At 68.7% G+C, this 22,210-nt stretch carries 18 protein-coding genes, 1 tRNA gene and 1 riboswitch; of the genes, 8 read left to right on the top strand and 11 right to left on the bottom strand.

Annotated elements, in window-relative coordinates; translation table 11 throughout:
- Positions 1–85: 85 nt before the first annotated feature.
- The 3 genes from AAIL17_RS09710 to AAIL17_RS09700 all read right to left on the bottom strand — a co-directional run bounded on the left by AAIL17_RS09710 (position 86) and on the right by AAIL17_RS09700 (position 2,863).
- The gene (locus tag AAIL17_RS09710; RefSeq protein ID WP_424682631.1) at positions 86–871 is read right to left on the bottom strand and encodes a sulfite exporter TauE/SafE family protein; all 786 of its coding nucleotides are present in this window, start codon (positions 869–871) and stop codon (positions 86–88) included.
- Positions 872–910: 39 nt separating this feature from the next.
- Complete coding sequence (locus AAIL17_RS09705) at positions 911–1,336, bottom strand: TIGR01244 family sulfur transferase (protein ID WP_424682630.1); 426 nt, start codon at positions 1,334–1,336, stop codon at positions 911–913.
- Between the two features lie 273 nt (positions 1,337–1,609).
- Complete coding sequence (locus AAIL17_RS09700) at positions 1,610–2,863, bottom strand: porin (protein WP_424682629.1); 1,254 nt, start codon at positions 2,861–2,863, stop codon at positions 1,610–1,612.
- 192 nt (positions 2,864–3,055) lie between these two features.
- Here AAIL17_RS09700 and rnt point away from each other — a divergent pair, with 192 nt between their 5' ends.
- The 6 genes from rnt (at position 3,056) to phoU (ending at position 8,488) form a co-directional block, all read left to right on the top strand.
- Entirely contained in the window at positions 3,056–3,715 is a 660-nt protein-coding gene (gene rnt / locus AAIL17_RS09695) for a ribonuclease T (RefSeq protein WP_424682628.1), read from the top strand.
- A gap of 129 nt (positions 3,716–3,844) precedes the next feature.
- Positions 3,845–4,882 (top strand): phosphate ABC transporter substrate-binding protein PstS, encoded by a 1,038-nt coding sequence (gene pstS / locus AAIL17_RS09690; protein ID WP_424682627.1) that lies wholly within the window; start codon positions 3,845–3,847, stop codon positions 4,880–4,882.
- Positions 4,883–4,976: 94 nt separating this feature from the next.
- Positions 4,977–5,987: a phosphate ABC transporter permease subunit PstC gene (pstC, locus tag AAIL17_RS09685; protein ID WP_424682626.1), complete on the top strand. Its 1,011-nt coding sequence runs from the start codon at positions 4,977–4,979 to the stop codon at positions 5,985–5,987.
- Positions 5,987–6,853: a phosphate ABC transporter permease PstA gene (pstA, locus tag AAIL17_RS09680; RefSeq protein WP_424682625.1), complete on the top strand. Its 867-nt coding sequence runs from the start codon at positions 5,987–5,989 to the stop codon at positions 6,851–6,853. Before pstC ends, pstA begins: the two co-directional genes overlap by 1 nt.
- The gene (pstB, locus tag AAIL17_RS09675; RefSeq protein WP_424682624.1) at positions 6,846–7,670 is read left to right on the top strand and encodes a phosphate ABC transporter ATP-binding protein PstB; all 825 of its coding nucleotides are present in this window, start codon (positions 6,846–6,848) and stop codon (positions 7,668–7,670) included. The genes pstA and pstB overlap by 8 nt, the downstream gene beginning before the upstream one ends.
- Positions 7,671–7,768: 98 nt before the next feature.
- Positions 7,769–8,488 carry a phosphate signaling complex protein PhoU gene (gene phoU, locus AAIL17_RS09670; protein ID WP_424682623.1) on the top strand — a complete coding sequence of 240 codons (720 nt, stop codon included), beginning with the start codon at positions 7,769–7,771 and terminating at the stop codon, positions 8,486–8,488.
- A gap of 150 nt (positions 8,489–8,638) precedes the next feature.
- Here phoU and AAIL17_RS09665 read toward each other — a convergent pair whose 3' ends face one another.
- From AAIL17_RS09665 to rnr, 3 genes are read right to left on the bottom strand one after another with little or no spacing between them, the layout of a single operon-like run.
- Positions 8,639–8,920, bottom strand: coding sequence for a CBU_0592 family membrane protein (locus AAIL17_RS09665; protein WP_424682622.1), 282 nt, complete (start codon positions 8,918–8,920; stop codon positions 8,639–8,641).
- Positions 8,917–9,669 carry a 23S rRNA (guanosine(2251)-2'-O)-methyltransferase RlmB gene (gene rlmB, locus AAIL17_RS09660; RefSeq protein ID WP_424682621.1) on the bottom strand — a complete coding sequence of 251 codons (753 nt, stop codon included), beginning with the start codon at positions 9,667–9,669 and terminating at the stop codon, positions 8,917–8,919. The genes AAIL17_RS09665 and rlmB overlap by 4 nt, the downstream gene beginning before the upstream one ends.
- Complete coding sequence (rnr, locus tag AAIL17_RS09655; RefSeq protein WP_424682620.1) at positions 9,666–12,470, bottom strand: ribonuclease R; 2,805 nt, start codon at positions 12,468–12,470, stop codon at positions 9,666–9,668. The genes rlmB and rnr overlap by 4 nt, the downstream gene beginning before the upstream one ends.
- 136 nt (positions 12,471–12,606) lie before the next feature.
- Between rnr and AAIL17_RS09650 the strand changes: the two genes are divergently transcribed.
- Positions 12,607–12,691: transfer RNA gene (locus AAIL17_RS09650), tRNA-Leu, on the top strand.
- Positions 12,692–12,889: 198 nt separating this feature from the next.
- Here AAIL17_RS09650 and AAIL17_RS09645 read toward each other — a convergent pair.
- A complete protein-coding gene (locus AAIL17_RS09645) occupies positions 12,890–13,309 on the bottom strand; it encodes a VOC family protein (RefSeq protein WP_424682619.1) in 420 nt (139 codons plus the stop codon).
- 190 nt (positions 13,310–13,499) lie between these two features.
- Positions 13,500–13,608: riboswitch (glycine riboswitch) on the top strand.
- Between the two features lie 38 nt (positions 13,609–13,646).
- On the opposite strand from AAIL17_RS09645, the gene gcvP reads away from it, so the two are divergent.
- Positions 13,647–16,535, top strand: coding sequence for an aminomethyl-transferring glycine dehydrogenase (gcvP, locus tag AAIL17_RS09640; RefSeq protein WP_424682618.1), 2,889 nt, complete (start codon positions 13,647–13,649; stop codon positions 16,533–16,535).
- A gap of 82 nt (positions 16,536–16,617) precedes the next feature.
- On the opposite strand, the gene AAIL17_RS09635 is transcribed toward gcvP, so the two are convergent.
- The 4 genes from AAIL17_RS09635 to AAIL17_RS09620 all read right to left on the bottom strand — a co-directional run bounded on the left by AAIL17_RS09635 (position 16,618) and on the right by AAIL17_RS09620 (position 22,204).
- Positions 16,618–17,019 (bottom strand): VOC family protein, encoded by a 402-nt coding sequence (locus AAIL17_RS09635; protein WP_424682617.1) that lies wholly within the window; start codon positions 17,017–17,019, stop codon positions 16,618–16,620.
- Positions 17,020–17,056: 37 nt separating this feature from the next.
- Entirely contained in the window at positions 17,057–19,825 is a 2,769-nt protein-coding gene (locus AAIL17_RS09630; RefSeq protein WP_424682616.1) for a TIM-barrel domain-containing protein, read from the bottom strand.
- A gap of 133 nt (positions 19,826–19,958) precedes the next feature.
- The gene (locus tag AAIL17_RS09625) at positions 19,959–20,657 is read right to left on the bottom strand and encodes a response regulator (protein WP_424682615.1); all 699 of its coding nucleotides are present in this window, start codon (positions 20,655–20,657) and stop codon (positions 19,959–19,961) included.
- A complete protein-coding gene (locus AAIL17_RS09620; protein ID WP_424682614.1) occupies positions 20,654–22,204 on the bottom strand; it encodes an ATP-binding protein in 1,551 nt (516 codons plus the stop codon). The genes AAIL17_RS09625 and AAIL17_RS09620 overlap by 4 nt, the downstream gene beginning before the upstream one ends.
- Between the last annotated feature and the right edge of the window lie 6 nt (positions 22,205–22,210).

The following is a 22,210-nucleotide window of genomic DNA, read 5'->3' as shown; positions in this document are numbered from 1 at the left end:
GGCAGCGTGAAACGTAGGGTGGGCTTCAGCCCACCGCTCTCGGGTGCCGTCGAAGCGGTGGGCTGAAGCCCACCCTACGGTTCGCTCAGGCAATCTGCCCCAGCGACCGGTAAAGCATGTAGATCGCCACCAGCACGATCACGCCGGCGAACACCAGGTTGAGCGCGCCGCGCGTCCCCGCCAGGCGGTGCGCACCCATCGCCCCCAGCCAGCCGCCGACCACGCCGCCGCCGATGAACTCGGCGGCGATGCGCCAGTCGACCAGGCCGGATGCCGCATAGTTGCCGGCGGTGGTCAGCGCAAAGGTGCCGACGGAGAACAGCGAGGTGCCGATCGCGTTGATGATTTCCATGCCGCTGGCGAACATCAGCCCGGGCACGATCAGGAATCCGCCGCCGATGCCGAAGAAGCCGGCCAGGCCACCGGCGCCGACGCCCACCGCACCCAACCGCGGCAGCGTGTTCGGCAAGGGATAGCGATCCGGCCCGCCACCGCGGCGTCCACGCAGCATCAGGAAGGCGACCACCAGCATCAGCATCGCGAACAGCGCCAGCAGGTGGTGGCCATCGATCGCCTTGCCCACGCTCGAGCCCAGCCAGGCGCCGAGCACGCCGGCCGCGGCAAACACGAACGCCGCGCGCCAGCGAACGTGGCCTGCGCGCGCGTGCGGCCACAGGTTGGCGAAGGCATTGGCCGAGACCGCAAGCGCACTGGTACCGATCGCCACGTGCGGATCGCGCACGCCGACAACGTAGAGCAGCAGCGGCGTGGCCAGGATCGAGCCGCCGCCGCCGATCAGCGCGAGCGAGAATCCCACGGCCGAGCCGCAGAGCACCGCCAGCAGTTCGCCGGCCTCGGGCGACAGGCTCATCGTGCCGCGTGCCGGAGCAGCGATAGGCGCGGCGCTTCCTCAACCATGGCGCATCGCCCGCAACCGCGGCGCGAGTGCGGCGAGGTCGTAACCGGCCTCGCCGGACATCTTCACCAGCACCTCCGCATCGATATTGCGCGCGGCCTGCAGCGCCCACAACGACGTCGAGCGCGTGCCGGTGCGGCAGAACGCGAGCACGGGAGCAGGCAGTTCGTCGAGCGCTTGCGCCATGGCGTCGATGACCTCGGGCTCATAATGCCCCGGCACCACCGGAATGTGGCGGTAGGCCAGGCCATGCGCGGCGGCGGCCTGCGCCATCTCGGCGCCGTCCGGCTGCTCCTCGGCCTCGCCATCCGGGCGGTTGTTGATGACGCTGCGGAAACCGGCGGCCGCGAGGTCGGCCAGTTCCCCGGGCAGGATCTGCGGCGAAACACTGACCCGGTCGGTGAGCTTGCGGATGTGCATGGCGGACTCCGAATGGCTTGCGACGCGCGATGGTAATACCACGGCGCCTGCCCACCGGAAGCATGCACGGTGAAGATGCACGCCCTGCCCTGCGGCGGCAGGCAAGTCCCGGATGGACGGTTCGCACACCCAAAAAAATAACGGCGGGCTTGCGGCCCGCCGTTGTCCCTCCCTGGGTAGAACTCCCTTCCGATAACCACTCCTTGACACCCGGCTAATGATCCACGCGCCGTGTGAAGGTTTGTTCAAAAACTGTCCAAGGCAGCGTTCGCCTCAGAACGCGACCTCGCCGAATACGCCGATCTCGTTCGTCTTGACGTTTTGTACATGCGGCGGCACCGGATCGGTGACCGAATGGTCGGCCTTCTCGTGCTTCCACACGGCCGCCAGCTTGAAGCCCTTGGTCACCTGGTACTGCAGGCCGAGGTTGTAGTAGACGTCCTTGGCCTCGCCATCCAGGTCCTTGCTGAGCTTGGCGTTGTCGTAGCGGCCGAACACGGCCACGTCGTCGGTGAGCGCGAACGAGGCCCAGAAGGAATAGCCGTCGGCCTTGTCCTCGACCGGGCTCAGCACCAGGTTGCCCCAGTTCCTGGCGGTGAAGTACTCGGCGCCCACGCGCACCTTCTTGTCCGCGTAGGCGACCATCACGTCGCCGCGCTGGGCGGTCTGCGGCGCATCGATGCTCTCGGTTTCCTTGCCGAGGTGGCCGCTGTAGCCGCCCACCGCCACCACCATGCCCTCGAACGGCACGAAGCCGACGCGGCCCTCGACGTCCACGCCCTTGCTGCGGCTGGGGTTCTTGTAGCCGCCGCCGTTGACCACCGACACGGCGTAGTTGGCGACCTTGTTGGCGCCCAGATCGCCGCCCAGGTGCAGGCCCCAGTCGGCCGAGTTGGCGTACTTCAGGCGGTCGGTCAGGGTGTTCTCGACGTAGCGGAAGCCGTAGTAGTTCTCGACGAACGGGATCCACGGCATGTCCGCCGAACCGATGCGCAGCACCGCCGCCTGGTCGAACTTGCCCTGCACGTAGGCCTTCTTGACGAACAGGTTGGTCTCGCCGTCGGAGCTGACGTAGTTGAAGTCGGTGGTCAGGTTCGCCGACCAGATGTCGTTGAACTTGTGATCCACGCCCAGGTAGAAGCGCTTGACGTCCAGGCCCGTGCCGGAGGCGTCGGTCTTGCCGGTGTCGCTGTTCTTCTGGTCGATGTTCGAGAAGTCGAAGAACATCTTGCCGGAGAACTTGGTATCGGCCAGCGCCTGGTCGAGCGACGAGGCCGAACTGGCCTGCGTCTTCTGCAGCGCCTCGATGTTCCGGCCGGTGCTCACGTTGATGTCGGACTGCGCATCGGTGCGCTGCTCCAGTTCGTCCATCTTGGCCTGCAGTGCGGCCAGCTGGGCCTTGAGCTGCTCGACCTCGGCACTGCGCGCAGCCGACTGCGCATCCTGCGGGGCCGGTGCCGCGTGCACGCCGGCGCCTGCCAGGCCCAAACCGGCGGCGATCGCCACCACGAGCATCTTCGAACGCATGTGTCTCTCCACTGTTGGTAGGAACCCCTCGACCGCCCCCTTCGATCCGGATGGCCTGGCAGGGACGGCGGGCAGGATGCGTCGTTCCCTTTACGGTTCCGTGCCGTTTGCATGACAGGAAAAAGACAGTGCACGCGTTCGCGCAGACGCCGGTTTCGCGGGCGGCGCGCGCCGCGCTGATATGCTTGTCCGATGGAATACGTGAGCAACAGCATGGCCGCCCGCATGTGCGAGCGGTTCCGCGGCTTCATGCCGGTGATCGTCGACGTGGAGACCGGCGGCTTCGATGCCGAGCGCGATGCGCTGCTGGAAATCGCCGTGGTGACGCTCGCGATGGACGGCGAGGGGTACCTGCACCCACGGCCGCCCGCGTTCACCCACGTCGAGCCCTTTCCGGGCGCGCGCATCGATCCGCGCTCGCTGGAGATCACCGGCATCGACCCGGACAACCCGTTGCGCGGCGCGCTGTCCGAGCGGCAGGCGCTCGAGCACGTGTTCGCGCCGGTGCGCCAGGCCATGCGCGAGAGCGAGTGCCAGCGCGCCGTGCTGGTCGGCCACAACGCCGCCTTCGACCTGGCCTTCCTCAACGCCGCCGTGCGCCGCTGCGGGCACAAGCGCAACCCGTTCCACCCCTTCAGCTGCTTCGACACCGCCACGCTGAGCGGCCTGGCCTACGGGCAGACCGTGCTGAGCAAGGCGGTGCAGGCGGCCGGGCATGCCTTCGACGGGCGCGAGGCGCACTCGGCCATCTACGATGCCGAGCGCACGGCCGAGTTGTTCTGCGCCATCGTCAACCGCTGGCGCCGCCTGGAAACGCTCGAGCGCGACCACGTCGGATTGACGCTGGGCTGAGCCCGCGGATGACCGCCACATGCGGCGTGTCATCACGCTGCAACATTCATCTCATTTCATTGCAACACGCCTGACCTCAAATGCGGCCACGGGAATCCACCCGCGACGCACACCTTGAGAGGACTGACCGTGTTGAAAGCAACCACTACCGTCTCCCGCCTCGGTACGGCCGCCGTGCTGGCCGCTGCCACGCTGCTGGGCGCCAACGCCGCCCAGGCCACCGACATCACCGGCGCCGGTTCGAGCTTCGTCTACCCGGTGCTTTCCAAGTGGTCCGCCGCCTATGCGGAGAAGACCGGCAACCAGCTCAACTACCAGTCGGTGGGCTCGGGCGCCGGCATCGCGCAGATCAAGGAAGGCACCATCGACTTCGGCGCCTCCGACGCCCCGATGAAAGCCGAAGACCTGGCCAAGTTCGGCCTGGGCCAGTTCCCGGTGGTGGTCGGCGGCATCGTGCCGGTGGTCAACATCGCCGGCGTGCAGGCCGGCCAGATCAAGCTCGACGGCGCCACGCTCGCCGACATCTTCCTGGGCAAGATCAAGAACTGGAACGACCCGAAGATCGCCGCGCTGAACAGCGGCATGACCCTGCCCGCCGGCAAGATCACCGTGGTGCACCGCTCCGACGGTTCGGGCACCTCGTTCAACTTCACCAACTACCTGTCCAAGGTCAGCACCCAGTGGGCCAGCCAGGTCAAGTTCGGCACCTCGGTCGACTGGCCGACCGGCGTCGGCGGCAAGGGCAACGAGGGCGTGTCGCAGTACGTCAAGCAGATCAAGGGCGCGATCGGCTACGTCGAGTACGCCTACGCGGTGAAGAACAAGATCAGCTGGGTGAACCTGAAGAACGCCGCCGGCAACGTGGTCGCGCCGAACGCCGACAGCTTCGCCGCCGCCGCGGGCACGGCCGACTGGGCCAGCGCCAAGGACTTCAACCTGATCATGACCAATGCCCCGGGCGCCAAGGCCTGGCCGATCACCGCGACAACCTGGGTGATCATGTACAAGCAGCCGAAGAACGCCGAGCACAGCAAGGTCGCCTTCGACTTCTTCAAGTGGGCGCTGGAAAACGGCCAGCAGCAGGCCGCCCAGCTCGACTACGTCGCCCTGCCGCAGAGCCTGGTGCAGAAGATCGAGGCGTACTGGGCTTCGCAGTACAAGCACTGAGCCGCGGGCCTCTCCGCGTGCGGCAGAGGCCTCCCTCCTTCGCCGTCATTCCCGCGCGAGCGGGAATGACGGCTGATTTCTGACGAACCCATTGATGTCCGCCATCCCAGCCGCCACCGCCGATTCCGAACAGCGCTCCGCCCGCGACGCCCGCCACGACCGGCTGTTCGCCGGCGCGCTGAAAACCTGCGCGCTCATCGTGCTGGCGGCGCTGCTCGGCGCCGCCTTCGCCACGCTGTGGGGTGGACGGGACGCATTCCATACCTTCGGCTGGCACTTCCTGACCAGCTCCGCCTGGGATCCCGGCAACCAGGACTATGGCGCGCTGGTGCCGGTCTACGGCACCCTCGCCACCTCCTTCATCGCGCTGCTGATTGCGGTGCCGGTGAGCTTCGGCATCGCGCTCTACCTTTCCGAAGTCGCGCCGCGCTGGTTGCGCACGCCGGTCGCCTCGGCGATCGAGCTGCTCGCCGGCATCCCCTCGATCATCTACGGCATGTGGGGCCTGTTCGTCTTCGCCCCGTTCTTCGCCGAGCACGTCAAGCCGTGGCTCACCAACTACCTGGGCAACAACCCGGACGACGGCCATCCGTCGTGGGTGGCATCGCACGTGCCGTTCGTCGGCAAGATGTTCGCCAGCGACTACCCGTTCGGTGCGAGCATCCTCACCGCGGGCATCGTGCTGGCGGTCATGATCATCCCGTTCATCTCCTCGGTGATGCGCGAGGTGTTCCAGACCGTGCCCACACGCCTGAAGGAGTCCGCCTACGCGCTGGGCTCGAGCACCTGGGAAGTGGTCTGGGACATCGTACTGCCCTACACGCGCTCGGCCGTGATCGGCGGCGTCTTCCTGGGGCTCGGCCGCGCGCTGGGCGAAACCATGGCAGTGACCTTCGTGCTCGGCAACGCGATGGACCTGTCCGCTTCGCTGCTCGACCCGGGCGCCTCGATCGCCTCGACCATCGCCAACCAGTTCAGCGAGGCCGTCGGCCTGCAGAAGTCCGCGCTGATGGCGCTCGCCTTCCTGCTGTTCGTGGTTACCTTCATCGTGCTGCTGATCGCGCGGCTGATGCTGCGTCGGCTGGCCAGCCGGGAGGGCCGCTGATGAACGCGCTCTACCTGCGCCGCCGCCTGACCAACGCGCTCGCGCTGGCGCTGGGCACCGCCGCCACCCTGTTCGGCCTGGCCTTCCTCACCTGGATCCTGTGGGAAACCCTGCGCCAGGGCCTCGCCGCGATCGACTGGAAACTGTTCACCAAAATCACCGCCTACGGCGACCAGGGCGGCCTGTCCAACGCGATGGTCGGCAGCCTGATCATCAACCTGGTCGGCATCGCCATCGCCACACCGATCGGCGTGCTGGCAGGTACGTGGCTGGCCGAGTACGCCAACCGTACCAAGCTCGGCGAGAGCATCCGCTTCTTGAACGACATTCTTTTGTCGGCGCCGTCGATCGTGATGGGCCTGTTCGTCTACACCATCATCGTGCTGCCGAGCACGGCGCTGACCGACGGCAACACCACCTTCTCCGGCTTCGCCGGCGGCGTGGCGCTGGCGCTGATCGCGCTGCCGGTGATCGTGCGCACCACCGACGAGATGCTGCGGCTGGTGCCCTCGACCCTGCGCGAAGCGGCGCTTTCGCTGGGCGTGCCGCAGTGGAAGCTCACCTCGCAGATCCTGCTGCGCGCCGCGCGTTCGGGCATCGTCACCGGTGTGCTGCTGGCGCTCGCGCGCATTAGCGGCGAGACGGCGCCGCTGCTGTTCACCGCCTTCGGCAACAACTTCATGACGCTCAACCCGCTGGACAAGATGTCCAGCCTGCCCCAGGTGATCTACCAGTACGCCAACGACCCCGGCGAGACGATGCACGCGCTCGCCTGGGCCGGCGCCCTGGTGGTCACGCTGTTCGTGCTGCTGCTCAGCCTCGCCTCCCGCCTGCTGCTGTCCCGTTCCAAGGTGTCCCATGACTGATCCCGCCATCGACCTCAACGCCGCTGGTTTCAACCCGGCGCCCGGCGCGGCGCGGCCGCTGGTCGAGCCGAAGCTGAAGGTGCGCGACCTGCACTTTTATTACGACGGCTTCCACGCGCTGAAGGGGATCGAGATGGACGTCCCCGAGAAGCAGGTGACCGCCATCATCGGGCCGTCCGGCTGCGGCAAGTCCACGCTGCTGCGCATCTTCAACCGGATCTACGCGATCTACCCGAAGCTCAAGGCCGCCGGCTCGATCGAATTGGACGGCGAGAACATCCTCGACCCGCGCTACTCGCTCAACCGCCTGCGCAGCAAGGTCGGCATGGTGTTCCAGAAGCCGGTGCCGTTCCCGATGACGATCTTCGAGAACGTCGCCTACGGCATCCGCCACCACGAGCGGCTGTCCCGCGCCGAAATGGAATCGCGCGTCGAGCAGGCGCTGCGTGGCGCCGCCCTGTGGGACGAGGTCAAGGACAAGCTCAAGGCCAATGCGCTCGGCCTCTCCGGCGGCCAGCAGCAGCGCCTGTGCATCGCCCGCGCCATCGCGCTCAAGCCGGAGGTGCTGCTGCTGGACGAGCCGACCTCGGCGCTCGACCCGATCGCCACCGGCCGCATCGAGCAGTTGATCGAAGAGCTCAAGAACCAGTTCACCATCGTGATCGTCACCCACAACATGCAGCAGGCGGCGCGCGTGTCCGACCAGACCGCCTTCATGTACCTGGGCGAGCTGATCGAGTTCGACAACACCGAAAAGATCTTCACCAAGCCCGGCAGGAAGCAGACCGAGGACTACATCACCGGGCGCTTCGGCTGAAATGCGGACAAACAGGGAGCGGGAACAGCAGCTCTGCGGCAATCTGCATGTTCCCCATTTCCCGTTCCCTGTTCCCGCTCCATCCACGAGACAAGACCATGACCACAGCCAAAGACCACATCATCAAGAGCTACGACAGCGAACTGGCGCGGCTGACCGGCGAGATCGTGCGCATGGGCGAGCTCGCCGCCGCGCAGCTGGAAGCCGGGATCGACGTGGTCGAGCGTCGCGACGACCGCGCCGCGCAACGGGTGGTGGCCAACGACGACGCGATCGACGCCCTGGAGCAGGAGATCAGCCACGACGTGGTCCGCCTGCTCGCCCTGCGCGCGCCGATGGCCGGCGATCTGCGCAACGTGTTCGCGGCGCTGCGCATCGCATCCGACATCGAGCGCATCGGCGACTACGCCGCCAACGTGGCCAAGCGCTCGATCCCGTTGTCGATGGTTGCACCGGTGGCGCCTACCAGCGGCCTTGGGCTGCTCGCCAAGCTCGCCGCCGCCGAAGTGCGCGACGTGCTGGCCGCCTACGCCGCGCAGGACGCCGAACGCGGCTACCAGGTGTGGAAGCGCGACGCCGAGCTGGACGAGGCCTACACCGGCTACTTCCGCCAGTTGCTGACCTACATGATGGAAGACCCGCGCAACATCACGCCGTGCACACACCTGCTGTTCATGGCCAAGAACATCGAGCGCATCGGCGACCACGCGACCAACATCGCGGAGAACCTGTGGTACCAGGTGTACGGCGAACCGCTGGACAAGCAGCGGGACAAGCGCGACCTCACATCGAACCCAGAGATGCCCAGGCTGGGTTGAGGCAAGCCCTCCCCCATCCGCCTGTCGGCACCTTCCCCCGCGGAGCGGGGGAAGGCTCGGTAGGCGACGTCCCCGAATCCCGACGGGTAGCCGGCACTCGAATCCTTCCCCGTTCCACGGAGGGCGGATGGGGGAAGCCTTGCGACGAACCTACACGTCCGGCCCGGCCGCCTTTTTCGCCTGCCGCCGCCTCGCGCTGCGCACGATGCCGAAGATGCCGATCGCCATCCACGCCACCTCCAGCGCGAACGCCGAGACGTTGAAGCTGCCGAACAGCAGCGACAGCGTCACGCCCAGTGCGCCGAAGACGTTCATGAGCTGATAGGTCAGCCCGTTGCCATGCAGCTTGTGGGCCTGCAACAGCAGGAACGCAAGCAGCACCAGCACCACGCCGACGAATCCGGCCCAGTCGTACCAGAACAGCGTGCTCATCGCTTCTCTCCGCGCTGGCGCAGGGCCTCGAACAGCACCACGCCGGTGGCGACCGAAACGTTGAGGCTTTCCATCGTCCCAGGCATCGGGATCTTCGCCACGAAGTCGCACAGCTCGCGGGTGAGCCGGCGCATGCCCTCGCCCTCGCTGCCGAGCACCACGGCCACCGGGCCACGGAAGTCGACCTCGTAGACGGATGTTTCGGTGTCGCCGGCCAGCCCGGTGATCCACACGCCGGCGTCCTTCAGTTCGCGCAGCGTGCGCGCCAGGTTGGTGACCGCCACCAGCGGCACGCGGTCGGCGCCGCCGGCCGACGCACGGCGCACCACGGGCGTCAGGCCGACGGCGCGATCCTTCGGCACGATCACCGCGGTCACCTTGGCCGCCGCGGCCGAGCGCAGGCAGGCGCCCAGGTTGTGCGGGTCGGTGACGCCGTCGAGCACCAGCACCAGCGTTTCCATGCCGTCGCGCTCGATCAGGCCGGCCAGTTCGCCCTCGTGGGCCATCGGCGGCGGCTCGTACAGCGCCACGATGCCCTGGTGGCGCGCCTGCCCGGCCAGCTTGTCCAACTGCTCGCGCGGGCGATGGTGTACCGGGATGTGGTGCGCGCGCGCCCGGTCGACCAGCTCCTTGATGCGCGCGTTGCGCTGCGCGGTGGCAATGTCCACCAGCACCTCGCGCACGCGCGCGACGTCGTTGGCCAGTGCGCCCTCGACCGGGTTGATGCCGACGATCCAGCTTTCGCTCATGCCTTGCCCTTCGGTTTGCGTTGCCGGCCCGGGCGCTTGGCGGCGGCGGACGCGGCCTCCAGTGCCTTGCGCTTGCCGCCGCCGGTCGTGCCCGGCCCGCTGGGGTTGTTCCTTGCGCGGTTGCCCTTGGCCCGGTTGCCTGCCTGGCCGCCCTTCTTCGGCGACTTCGCCTCGGGCGGAATGGCCGGCCGGCCGAGCGCTTCGGAAGCCGTCTTGGTCACCTTGCTCCGCAGTTTCGGTTGACCGGAGTCGGATGGCACGGCCGGTCGGCCCGTGGCCTCGGATACCATCTTGGCCTTCCCCCGGAGCGCGCGATTATCGCCGATGGCGGGCACCGGCACCGCGGGCGCGGGCGCTGCCGGCGCGCCGCGCCCGAACGCCCGGCCCACCGCCCGGGCAGCGCGGCCGAACATGCCGGTCGGCTGGGCGGTCGGTGCAGCGGCCGGCCTGGGCAGTGAGTAACGCTCGCCGCTGGCGCTGTAGTCGTAGGCCTTGCGCGGCGCCTTGGGCGGCGGTGCCTGCTCGCGCCGCGGCGCCAGGCGGAAATCGATCTTGCGGTCCTCCAGGCTGGCGCGCAGCACCTGCACGCGCACGTGGTCGCCCAGGCGGAACTGCTCGCCGGTGCGCTCGCCCTTGAGCAGCTTGCGGACCGGATCGAAGTGGTAATAGTCGTTGGCCAACTGGCTGATGTGCACCAGGCCCGACACGCGCGACTCCTCCAGTTCCACGAACAGGCCGAACGAGGTGACGCCGGTGATCACGCCGTCGAACTCGCTGCCGACGTGCTTGGACAGCCATGCGGTCTTGAAGCGCTCGTCGACGTCGCGTTCGGCCTCCTCCGCACGCCGCTCGCGTTGCGAGCAATGCACGGCCATGGCGGCCATCTCGGCAGGCGTGTAGACGTAATCCTTCGGCTTGCCGCCGGTCAGCGCATAGCGGATCGCTCGATGCACCAGCAGGTCCGGATAGCGGCGGATCGGCGAGGTGAAGTGCGCATAGGCTTCCAGCGACAGGCCGAAATGCCCGCGGTTCTCCGGCTGGTAGGCAGCCAGGCTCTGCGCGCGCAGCAGCACCGACTGGATCAGCTCGCGCTCGGGCCGGTCGTGCACCATGCGCAGGACGTCCGCGAAGTCGCCGGGGGTGACTTCCTCCACCGGCGGCATGCGCAGCTTGAACTCGCGCAGGAACTGCTGCAGGTCCTCGTATTTCTCCGCCGGCGGCGGCTCGTGCGCGCGGAACAGCGCGGGAATCTTCTTCTTCGTCAGGAACGTGGCCGCCTGCACGTTGGCGGCGATCATGCACTCCTCGATCAGCTTGTGCGCGTCGTTGCGCTCGGTGGCGCCCATCGACTCGACCTCACCGCGCTGGTCGAGGCGGAACTTGACCTCCGGCGTCTCGAAGTCGATCGCGCCGCGGCGCTTGCGCTGCGCGGCCATCGCCTTGTACAGCGTGTGCAGGTGTTCGAGCTGCGGCAGCACGTCGGCGACCTGGTCGCGCGCCTCCGGGTCGAGCAGGCCCACCGCCTGCCACACGATGTCGTACGTCAGCCGCGCGTGCGAACGCATCACCGCGTCGTAGAACTTCGACTTCACCACCTCGCCGTCGGCGTCGATCTGCATGTCGCAGACCATGCACAGCCGCTCGACCTTCGGATTGAGCGAGCAGATGCCGTTGGACAACGTCTCCGGCAGCATCGGCACGACGAAGCCCGGGAAGTAGGTCGAGGTGCTGCGCTCGTAGGCCTCGCGGTCCAGCGGGCTGCCGACCTTGACGTAATGCGAGACGTCGGCGATCGCCACCACCAGCCGCCAGCCGCCGCCACGGCGCGGCTCGGCGTAGACCGCATCATCGAAGTCGCGCGCGTCGGCGCCGTCGATGGTTACCAGCGGCAGCTTGCGCAGGTCGGTACGGCCCTGGCGCTCGGCGGCGGTCACCTCCGGCTCGACCTGCGCGGCGTCGCGCAGCACCTCGGCCGGCCACTCGTGCGGCAGGTCGTGGCTGGCGATCGCCATCTCCACCAGCAGCGAGGGCTGCAGGCGCTCGCCCAGCACCGAGACGATGCGGCCCAGCGGGCCGCGATGGGGCGTGGGCGGATCGGTGATCTCGGCCACCACGATCTGGCCGGCACGGGCGCCCTGCTCCTGCCCCGGCGGAACCATCACGTCCTGATGCAGGCGCCGGTCGTCGGGCGACACCAGCGTCACGCCGTTCTCGACCACCACCCGGCCGACCAGTCGCGGCGAGCGCCGCTGCAGCACCTCGGCGATGGCGCCCTGGCGGCGGCCGCGACGGTCGATGCCGACCACGCTGGCAAGCACGCGGTCGCCGTGCAGCACGGTGCGCATCTGCTGCGGCGAAAGGTAGAGATCGTCGCCGCCCTCGTCCGGACGCAGGAAGCCGTAGCCTTCGGCGTTGGCGAGCACCACGCCCGGGATCAGGTCCAGCTTGCGCACCGGCGCGAAATCGCCGCGCCGACCCTGCAGCAGTTGGCCGTCGCGCACCATCGCGCCGAGCCGCTTGCGCAGCGCAGAGATCTCGTACTCGTCGTGGAGGCCGAGCGCCTCGGCGATGCGCGCTTCGCTGAGCATCTCGCCACGCTCGTCCAGCAGCGCCAGGATCGCCTCGCGGCTGGGAATCGGCCGCTCGTAGCGTTGCGCCTCACGTTCAGCGAACGGATCGCGCCCGCCCCTGGAGGCCGGTGCGGCGGCCGGCGGTGCGCGGCGTGAGCGGGGTTTCGGTGCGCGGGTGTCTGCGCGGGTATCGCCGCCCTTGCCGGTGCGGGATGTCTTCTTTCGGGTCACGTAGTGTCCTTGTGTCTGAGCGCCGCGCAGCATGGCGCGCGCGGCGATGAAATTCCTATCAACGAAGTGTTGACAAGCTTGGGGGAGGTGCCTACTCTACGCGGCTCGCGCAGCCCGAACGGGTCGCGCGACACCTGCCCAGGTGGCGGAATTGGTAGACGCACTAGTTTCAGGTACTAGCGGGTAAAACCGTGGAGGTTCGAGTCCTCTCCTGGGCACCAATTGTAGATGAAGCCCGCCGCAAGGCGGGCTTTTTCGTTTCCGCCCTTTGCTCCCTCTCCCCTCCGGGGAGAGGGCCGGGGTGAGGGGTCGGGGCTCGCGGGATTGGCCGCCACTGCCGCGCTTACATAAAGACCGCACGTAGCACGTCCACCGCAAGAGTGCCCCCTCACCCAACGCTCTCCCCGGAGGGAAGAGGCTCAGTTCGAGGCGGCCGGCGGCCCCTTCAGCTCCACCATGTTCCCCTGCGGGTCGTAGCAGTAGATCGACGGTCCTTCGCCCTGCGCGCCGTAGCGCGAACCGATGTCGCCCACGCGCACGCCGTGTGCCTTCAGGTGCGCCACGATGGCTTGCTCGTCGTAGCCCTCCACGCTCAGGCACAGGTGGTCCATGTTGTGGCCTTCCTTGCCCGGTCCAGCGCCGCCGAGGCGGCCGAGCTTGCCGTCCAGCGGCACCAGGTCGATCAACGAAGTGCCGGCACGCAGTTGCACCAGGCCGATGGCGTCCTGGCGCCGCTCCTCGGTACAGCCGAGCACGTCGCAGTAGAACGCCTGCATCGCCGCCAGGTCGTGCACGCGCAGCACCACGTGGTCGATCTGTTCGAGTCGGAACGGGGGCATGGAAAGCTCCTGTGGCGGGGGAAAAGCATCGTACAGGCGCCTGCCGCACGCTTCCGCCGTTAAGGTGATCGCGCACGCGAGGCAGTGGCCGGCCTGTATAATCGCCCCTTCGCACGCGGCGGGAGAAGCGGGGAACAGCCCGCTGCCGAAGACGCAACGCCCGTAATCGCTCAGGCCCGATACCGCCGCGTGCAAAAACTCTGGAGAGAGCGGTTGAATCCGCCGCCGAAGGGGCACGAAGCGACCGTCACCCGACGAGCAGCTTCCAAACTCTCAGGCAAAAGGACAGAGGGGCGCCCCGCGTGCGGCATGCACGCGTTGCCTTCGGACGCCCGCCATGAGCCAGACCAAGAACCCCTCGCTGCGCGACCTGGAACACCACGACGCCTTCATCGCGCGTCACATCGGCCCCAACGACGCCGAGATCGCGCAGATGCTGCGCACGATCGGCTACGACTCGCTCGAGGCGATGACCGACGCCATCGTGCCGGGCAAGATCAAGTCGCCCGCCGCGCTGGAGCTGCCCTCCGCCATCAGCGAGGTCGACGCGCTGGCGAAGATCCGCGCGATCGCCGACAGGAACCAGGTGTTCAAGAGCTTCATCGGCCAGGGCTACTACGGCACCCACACGCCCAACGTCATCCTGCGCAACATCCTGGAGAACCCGGCCTGGTACACGGCCTACACGCCCTACCAGGCGGAGATCTCCCAAGGCCGCATGGAGGCGCTGATCAACTTCCAGACCATGTGCGCCGACCTGACCGGCATGGAAATCGCCAACGCCTCGCTGCTGGACGAAGGCACCGCGGCGGCCGAGGCGATGACGCTGGCCAAGCGCTCGGGCAAGTCCAAGTCGAATGTGTTCTTCGTGTCCGAGCGCGTGCATCCGCAGACGCTCGAGGTGCTCAAGACGCGCGCCGAGGCGATGGGCATCGAACTGCACGTCGGCAGCGACCAGGACGCGGCCACGGTCGACAGCTACGGCATCCTGCTGCAGTACCCCGACACCCTCGGCCACATCGGCGACCACAAGGCGCTGGCCGACGCCGTACACGCGCGCGGCGGCATCGTCTGCGTGGCGACCGACCTGCTGGCGCTGACCCTGATCGCCGCGCCCGGCGACTGGGGCGCGGACATCGTGGTCGGCAACACCCAGCGCTTCGGCGTGCCCTACGGCTTCGGCGGCCCGCACGCGGCCTTCATGGCCTGCCGCGACGCCTACAAGCGCTCGATGCCCGGCCGCCTGATCGGTGTCTCCATCGATGCCGAGGGCAAGAAGGCCTACCGCCTGACCCTGCAGACGCGCGAGCAGCACATCCGCCGCGAGAAGGCCACTTCCAACATCTGCACCGCGCAGGTGCTGCTGGCGGTAATGGCGAGCATGTACGCGGTCTACCACGGCCCCGAGGGCCTGACCCGCATCGCCCGCCGCGTGCACCGCCTGGCGGTGATCCTGACCGTCGCGCTGCGCCGCGCCGGGGTGAAGGTCGGCGACGGGTTCTTCGACACGCTGCACGTCACCGGCATCGACGCCAAGGCCGTCCTGGCCAGGGCCGAGGCCGCGCGCATCAACCTGCGCCCGGTCGACGAGGCGAGCGTCTGCATCAGCCTCGACGAGACCACCACCCGCGCCGACGTCGTCGCGCTGGCCGGCCTGTTCGGCGCAGAGGCCGACATCGACGCGCTCGACGCCGCCGTGCACGACGCCCTGCCCCGCACACTGCTGCGCCAGAGCGCCTTCCTCACCCACCCGGTGTTCAACACCCACCACAGCGAACACGAGCTGCTGCGCTACATGCGCGCGCTGGCCGACAAGGACCTGGCGATGGATCGCACGATGATTCCGCTCGGCTCGTGCACCATGAAGCTCAACGCCACCGCCGAGATGATCCCGGTGACCTGGCCGGAGTTCGGCCAGATCCATCCGCTGGCGCCGGCCGCGCAGACCCAGGGCTACCAGGAGCTGATCGACGGCCTGGAAGCGATGCTGGTCGAGTGCACCGGCTACGACGCGGTGAGCCTGCAGCCCAACTCCGGCGCGCAGGGCGAGTACGCCGGCCTGCTCGCGATCCGCGCCTACCACCGCTCGCGCGGCGAAGGCCATCGCGACATCTGCCTGATTCCCGAGTCGGCCCACGGCACCAACCCGGCCTCCGCGCAGATGTGCGGCATGCAGGTGGTGGTGACCAAGTGCGACGCCAACGGCAACGTCGACGTGGAGGACATCCGCCGCAACGCGGAGAAGTATTCCGACCGCCTCGCCGCGCTGATGATCACCTACCCCTCCACGCATGGCGTGTTCGAGGAGGACATCGTCGCCATCTGCGACATCGTCCACCAGCACGGCGGCCAGGTGTACACCGACGGCGCCAACATGAACGCGCTGGTCGGCGTGGCCAAGCCAGGCAAGTGGGGTTCGGACGTTTCGCACCTCAATCTGCACAAGACCTTCTGCATCCCGCACGGCGGCGGTGGCCCCGGCGTGGGCCCGTGCGCGGTCAAGTCGCACCTGGCCCCGTTCCTGCCGCGCAAGCTCGGCGAGGACACGCCGGTGGGCATGGTTTCGGCGGCGAGCTTCGGTTCGGCCTCCATTCTGCCGATCAGCTGGATGTACATCACGCTGATGGGCCGCGAAGGCCTGCGCCGCGCCACCCAGGTCGCGCTGCTCAACGCCAACTACATCGCCAAGCGCCTGGCGCCGCACTACGAGACGCTCTACACCGGCCGCAACGGCCTGGTGGCGCACGAGTGCATCCTCGACCTGCGCCCGCTTAAAGAGAGCACCGGCATCAGCGCCGAGGACGTGGCCAAGCGCCTGATCGACTTCGGCTTCCACGCGCCGACCCTGAGCTTCCCGGTCGCCGGCACGCTGATGGTCGAGCCGACCGAGTCCGAGTCGCAGCAGGAGCTGGACCGCTTCATCGACGCGATGATCCAGATCCGCGACGAGATCCGCGCGATCGAGGACGGCCGCCTGGACCGCGAGGACAATCCGCTCAAGCACGCGCCGCACACCGCCACCCAAGTGTCGGCCACCGAGTGGACCCACGCCTACCCGCGCGAGCTGGCCGCCTTCCCGCTGCCCAGCCTGAAGTTCCAGAAGTACTGGTCGCCGGTGGCCCGCGTGGACAACATCTACGGCGACAAGAACGTGTTCTGCAGCTGCGTGCCAATCAACGATTTCAAGGAAGAGATCGAGGCGTTCAGCGAACCGAACGTGTCCTGACGGGTCGCTGGAAGACCGGAACGAACCAACGCCGCCGGCATCACCGGCGGCGTTTCCTTTTGTCGCGGCGCTGCCCGCGCGTTCAAGTCTCCTGAGGAGGCATCCGGGCGTAGCTCACCGTCAGCATTTCCCAGGCATGCCCATCCGGCTCGCTCCAGTACACGTTGCGGCCGCCGCCCGGCGAATTCCTCACCTGCATGTCCACTGCGCCCATCGGCGTGCTGCGGTAGGCGATGCCCTTGGCCTGCAGCCGGGCGAGGATGGCATCGAACTCGGCCTCGCCGACGCGGAAGCAGTAGTGCTGCATCGAGAATCCGCCGAGCTCGCCCACGTCCAGGGTGAGCTCATCGTTCACGTAGACCGGGGAGAACGGGCCCGCCGGGGTGTCCTCCGACCAGGGCACGTCCAGCAGACCGGCAAGCAGCCTGGCCGCCGCCTTGCGGTCGCGCGAGGGAACGATGATGTGGTCCAGGCGGATCGGCATGGCAAAACTCCGGTCAGATCGATTCCGGGAGTGTCTGTCACCAGCGGACCGTGAGCGTATCCCGCACGGAGCGGCTGTGCACGCGCAGCACCGCGGTCGAGCTGCGCTCGTCCCAGGTCCAGCCATCGGCTTTGCGGTCGTCGACGAGGATGTCGGCGGGCCTGGCGGCCGCATGGAGGCGCAACTCATAGGCGCGCGCCATGAGCTGCCCCGGATAGCGACCGTGCGCCGGCCCGATTACCAGCCGTTGCCCGCCGTTCGCCTCGCTGGCATGCGTGATCGGTGTCAACGCGTACTGGCCACTGGCGTAGCCCAGGGAGTGGCCGTCGTCCTCGTAGAGTTCGAATCGCCCGTCGCCAGAGCCGTAGACGTTGACGATGAGCGGGTCCAGCGGCTTGGCGTCGGAATAAGCCGCCGGTTCCTGTTCGGGCACGATCGCGCCCTCGCGCACGAACACGGGGATCTGGTCCACCGCATAGTGCGCGCGGAAGCTGCGGCCGCCCGCGTGGCGCTTGCCGGTGAAGAAATCGATCCAGGAGCCGGGCGGCAGCCAGATGGTGACGTCGCCATCGGGCGCGAGCACCGGCGCCACCAGCATCGATTCGCCGAAGAGGTATTCGTACGGGTGCCGGTAGGCCTCGTCCCGTTCGGGCCAGGCCAGGTAGAGCGGGCGCAGGATCGGCAGGCTGTCGCGGTGCGCCAGCCAGGCCTGCGTGTAGAGGTAGGGCAGCAGCTGCTCGCGCAGGGTGAAGTACTTGCGCATCAGCGCCACGCCCTTGCCGCCGTACACCCAGGGCATGCGCAGGTTGCCCTCGCGCGGGTTGGCGTGGGCGCTGTGCATGCGCAGGATCGGGCTGAAGGTGCCGAACTCGATCCAGCGCGCGTAGAGGTCGAAGTCGATCCTGCCGTCGTGGAAACCGCCGATGTCATGGCTCATGTAGGCCACGCCCACATTGCCGCCGCGCGCGGTGTAAGCCACCTCGTAGGCCAGCACCGGCCACTCCGACCAGGTATCGCCGGTGAAGAAGCCGGGATAGCGCTGGCTGCCCCAGCCGCCGTAGCGGCCCAGGATGAAGGCGCGTTCGCCGGTGGCGCGCTGCGCGTGGTCGTAGAAGACCTTGTTGGTCCACATCTGCGGATCGAGCCCCGGCATGCTCGCGGCGCCGCTGCCTCCGTCGACCCACCACAGGTCCACGCCCTGGCGCATCAGAGGCTGGTGCAGGTCGCGCATGAAGACATCGGCCTGCGCCTTGTCGGACAGATCGAACGCGATGCGTCCCGGCGCCGGCACGTCGCGCAATGCGACCGGCCCGCGCAGGATGCCGCCGCCGCGCTTGCCCGGCACCACCCGCAGGGCGATCACGTTGGGCTGGCCGGCCCTGGCGTAGGGCGCGATGTCCGCCGTGGTCAGCCGACGCGGCCACTGCACGTGGCTGTGCGGCACTTCCTTGCCGTTGACGAACAGCCGGTAGTCCTGCGCGACCTCGCCCAGGTAGAGGTACAGGTGCGCCGGCAGGCTGGGCGGGAGTCGAACCCGCGTGCGGTACCAGGCCGGTCCCTGGTAGTCCGGCCAGCCCTGTTCCTGCCAGGACAGGTCGGTGCGGATGGGCTTCCAGCGGCCGTCGTCGAAGCCCGGCGCGAACCAGCGTTGAGCGAGCCCTTCATCGTGCGGATCGGTGGCGAAGCGCCAGTGGCTGGAGACGTCCTCGTCGAACGCGGGCCTGGGTGGCTGCGGCTGGCCGAGATCCTTCAGCACCTGCGGCGCGTGGGTGTCGCTGAAGGAAAGAATGCTCTCCCTCGTGTTGGCGTAACCGGGATGGTCGTTGAGCGCGAGCCTGATGCCACGCGCGTGCAGCCAGTCGATGAACTGCCGTGGCCGTGGGATCAGCGGGCTCCAGTCGTAGCCACCGTCCCAACCGTAGTTGTGCCACGCGAAATCCAGCACCAGCGTGTCGACCGGGATGCCGTCGCCGCGAAGCCGCGTGACCTCTCCCTGCAACGCCTGCTGGTCGTAGCGGCGAAAATCCGGCCGGGCGGCTTCGGCGGTACCGGGGAAATACTCGAAATTGAAATCGGTGATCCAGGGACCGAACACGTAGCGCGGCACCATCGGGATGGCGCCGCACAGTGCCGCATAGTCGCGCAGCACGCGGTGGTAGTCGCTGGCATAGGTGAACAGGTACCAGTCCTGCCCGGAGGCGTCCGGCCGCGGCTCGATCCATTGCGTGCGCGCGTTCCACATCGGCGTGCGGCTGTCGTCGACGAGTGCCCAGCCGTTGCGGCTGAGCAGGCCCGGCGTGGCCTTGCGCAGCGGCACCTCGATGCCCGGGATGACCACGCCGTCCGGGCTGTCCCGCGTATCGGCGGGCACGTTCGCCGAACGCAGGTCGTCGAGCGAATAGGTCAGCCCGCCGAGGTTTTGATCGTCCACCTGGTCCGGATGCCAATGGCTCGGGCGGCCACCGGGACCGTGCCAGGTCACCTCGAGGTTGTCCGCCGAAAACGGGCCGCTGCCCTGCCGGTAGCGCAGCGTCACCGCGTCGGTAGCCAGGACCAGCCAGCCCTGCTCCTGTGTGGAACGGACCTGCACCGCAGGCCAGTCGCGCTGCTGCACCACCGCCGTGGGTGCATCGACGAAGCGCCCGCTGGGCGCGTACTCCATGCGCACCAGCGACGCGGTGAGGAATTCGAAGCGCGCCTTGCCGGCGATTACCGTCGAAGCGGTGGCGGCCTGCGCGAGGGCCGCCGGCATCCAACCGACGAACAGCCCGATGGCGAGCAGGCGAAGCATGCGACGAACGCTCATGGGGACCTCCTCCGGATGACAGGCAGCGTGGCCTTGTCGAACCACGGCGCGCCTCCCCGTCGCGCTGCGGTTGCCCGATGAAGGTACACCCAAGCCCCGGACGGTCGCCGACGCGGCCGGGCAGCCGCCGCCATCAGCCCAGGAAGCGGTAGCCCACGCCCGGCTCGGTCTTCAGCCAGCGCGGCGCGGCCGGATCGTCGCCGAGCTTCTGGCGCAGGCGGCCCAGCACGATGCGCAGGTAGTGCGTGTCCTGCACGTGGCTCGGCCCCCACACCTCGCGCAGCAGTTGCTGCTGGCTGACGACGCGCCCGGCATGCTGCAGCAGCATGGCCAGCACCGCGAATTCCTTGCGCGTGAGCGCCAGCGGCGCGCCATCCAGGCTCACCTCGCGCCGCGCCAGGTCCACCCTCAGGCAGCCGTCGTCAAAGCGGGGCACCGGGTCGGCGCCGTTGCCGGCGACCGCCTGTGCGCGCAGCAGCACGCGCAGCCGCGCCATCAGTTCCTGGATGCCGAACGGCTTGGTGACGTAGTCGTTGGCGCCATGGTCCAGCGCCCGCACCTTCTCGCCCTCGGCGCTGCGCACCGACAACACCAGCACCGGCACCGCGCTCCACTGGCGCAGGTCGGCCAGCACGTCCTGCCCGTCGCGATCGGGCAGGCCAAGGTCCAGGATCACCAGGTCGGGCGACTGCGTGGCGGCGATCGCCAGGCCCTCGGCGGCCGTGGCGGCGAGCAGCACGCGATAGCCTTCCGCGCGCAGGCCGATGTCGAGGAACCTGCGGATCTGCGGTTCGTCGTCGATCACCAGCACGCGCGGTGCGGCGGGATTCATGCGGTCGCCTCAGGCGCCGGTGGAAGCGGCAGCGTGATGCGCAGGATGGTGCCGCCGCCCTCCGCCGACAAGGCCGCCACGCTGCCGCCGTGGGCGCCGACCATGCCGCGGCAGATCGACAGGCCTAGGCCGGTGCCCTTCACCGCGCGGTCGCCACGCGACACGGAATGGAACATGTCGAAGATGCGCGCCCGCTCGGCCTCGGGAATGCCGGGGCCGCGATCGATCACCTCGATCTCCAGCTGCTCGCCGGCCACGCCGGCGACCACGCGCACCGGCGCCGTCGCCGGCGAGACGTGCGCGGCGTTTTCCAGCACGTTGAACAGCGCCTGCTCGATCAACGCCGGATGCACGTACAGCAGCACGGTATCGCGTGGCAGCACGGTTTCCACGCGCTGCGCGGGATGCAGCCGGCGCAGCCGCTCCACCGCTCCCGCCACGATCTCGCCGGCGTCGACCCAGTCGCGGCGGAGCGTCAGCCCGCCATGCCCGAGCCGGGTCATGTCGAGCAGGTTCTGGATGTAGCGATCCAGCCGCTGGCCTTCCTCGAGGATCGCCTGCATGAGTTCCCGACGCTCGCCGCGCGGCAGTTGCTCCTCGTAGCTCGCCAGCGTACCGGCGGCGCCGATCATCGCGGACAGCGGCGAGCGCAGGTCGTGCGATACCGAGGCTAGCAAGGCGTTGCGCAGGCGCTCGGTCTCGCCCTGCACGCGAGCCTCCTCCAGCGCCGCGGCAAGCCGGGCGCGCTCGAGCGCCAGGCCGATGTCGCGGGCCATGGCCAGGGCCAGGCCGCGACGGTCGGCATCCGGTCCGGCGCCATCGAAATGCAGCGCAGCCACGCCTGCCCGATGGCCGGCGTCGCCCAATGGCGCCATCCAGCAAGCGGCGTCCGGCAGGCCCCCTTCGCCGCGACCGGCGGGCCGGGCATGCCGTTCGCTCCAGTCGGCGGCGGCCAGGTCCTCCGGCTCCAGCGCCTGTGCCTCCGGCGCCGTGGCCACCACCTGCAGCGGCGCGTCGTCGCCCTCGCGCGCCAGGATCGACACCTTCACCTCGAGCGCCTGCGCCATCGCATCCGCCCCGGCCTGGCGGATGGCCGGCATGCCGAGGCTGCCGGCCAGGCGCTGGCCCAGTTGCAGCAGGGCGCGCGAGCGCGCCTGCGCCGCGCGCAGCGATTCCACCTGGCTGGCCAGCCGGGTCGCCAGCCGGCTGCACACCAGCGCCACCACCAGGAACAGGCTCACCGCCATCACGTCGTCGACGTCGGCGATCATCAGCGTGTGCCGCGGCGGGGTGAAGAAGAAGTTGTAGCCCAGGAAGCACAGCACGGCCGTATAGACGGCCACGGTCATGCGCGTGCGCACCGCCACCGCCAGCACCGCGGTGAGGAAGACCAGCGACAGGTTGGCCACCGAAAGGTAGCGATCCGCCACCGCAGCGAGGGCCAGCGCAAGCAGCGCCGCGAGCGTGGCGAGCGCGTACTCGCGCAGGACCGGCCGCCCCGGTGCAGGGCGGCGCGCGCGTGGTGGGTCGATCAGGCGATCTGCCATGGCCTG

Source organism: Frateuria sp. YIM B11624 (assembly GCF_049727805.1).
Classification (GTDB): Bacteria; Pseudomonadota; Gammaproteobacteria; order Xanthomonadales; family Rhodanobacteraceae; genus Frateuria_A.
Note: the sequence above shows the minus strand (reverse complement) of the source record. Positions and strands in the feature narration are given on the sequence as shown.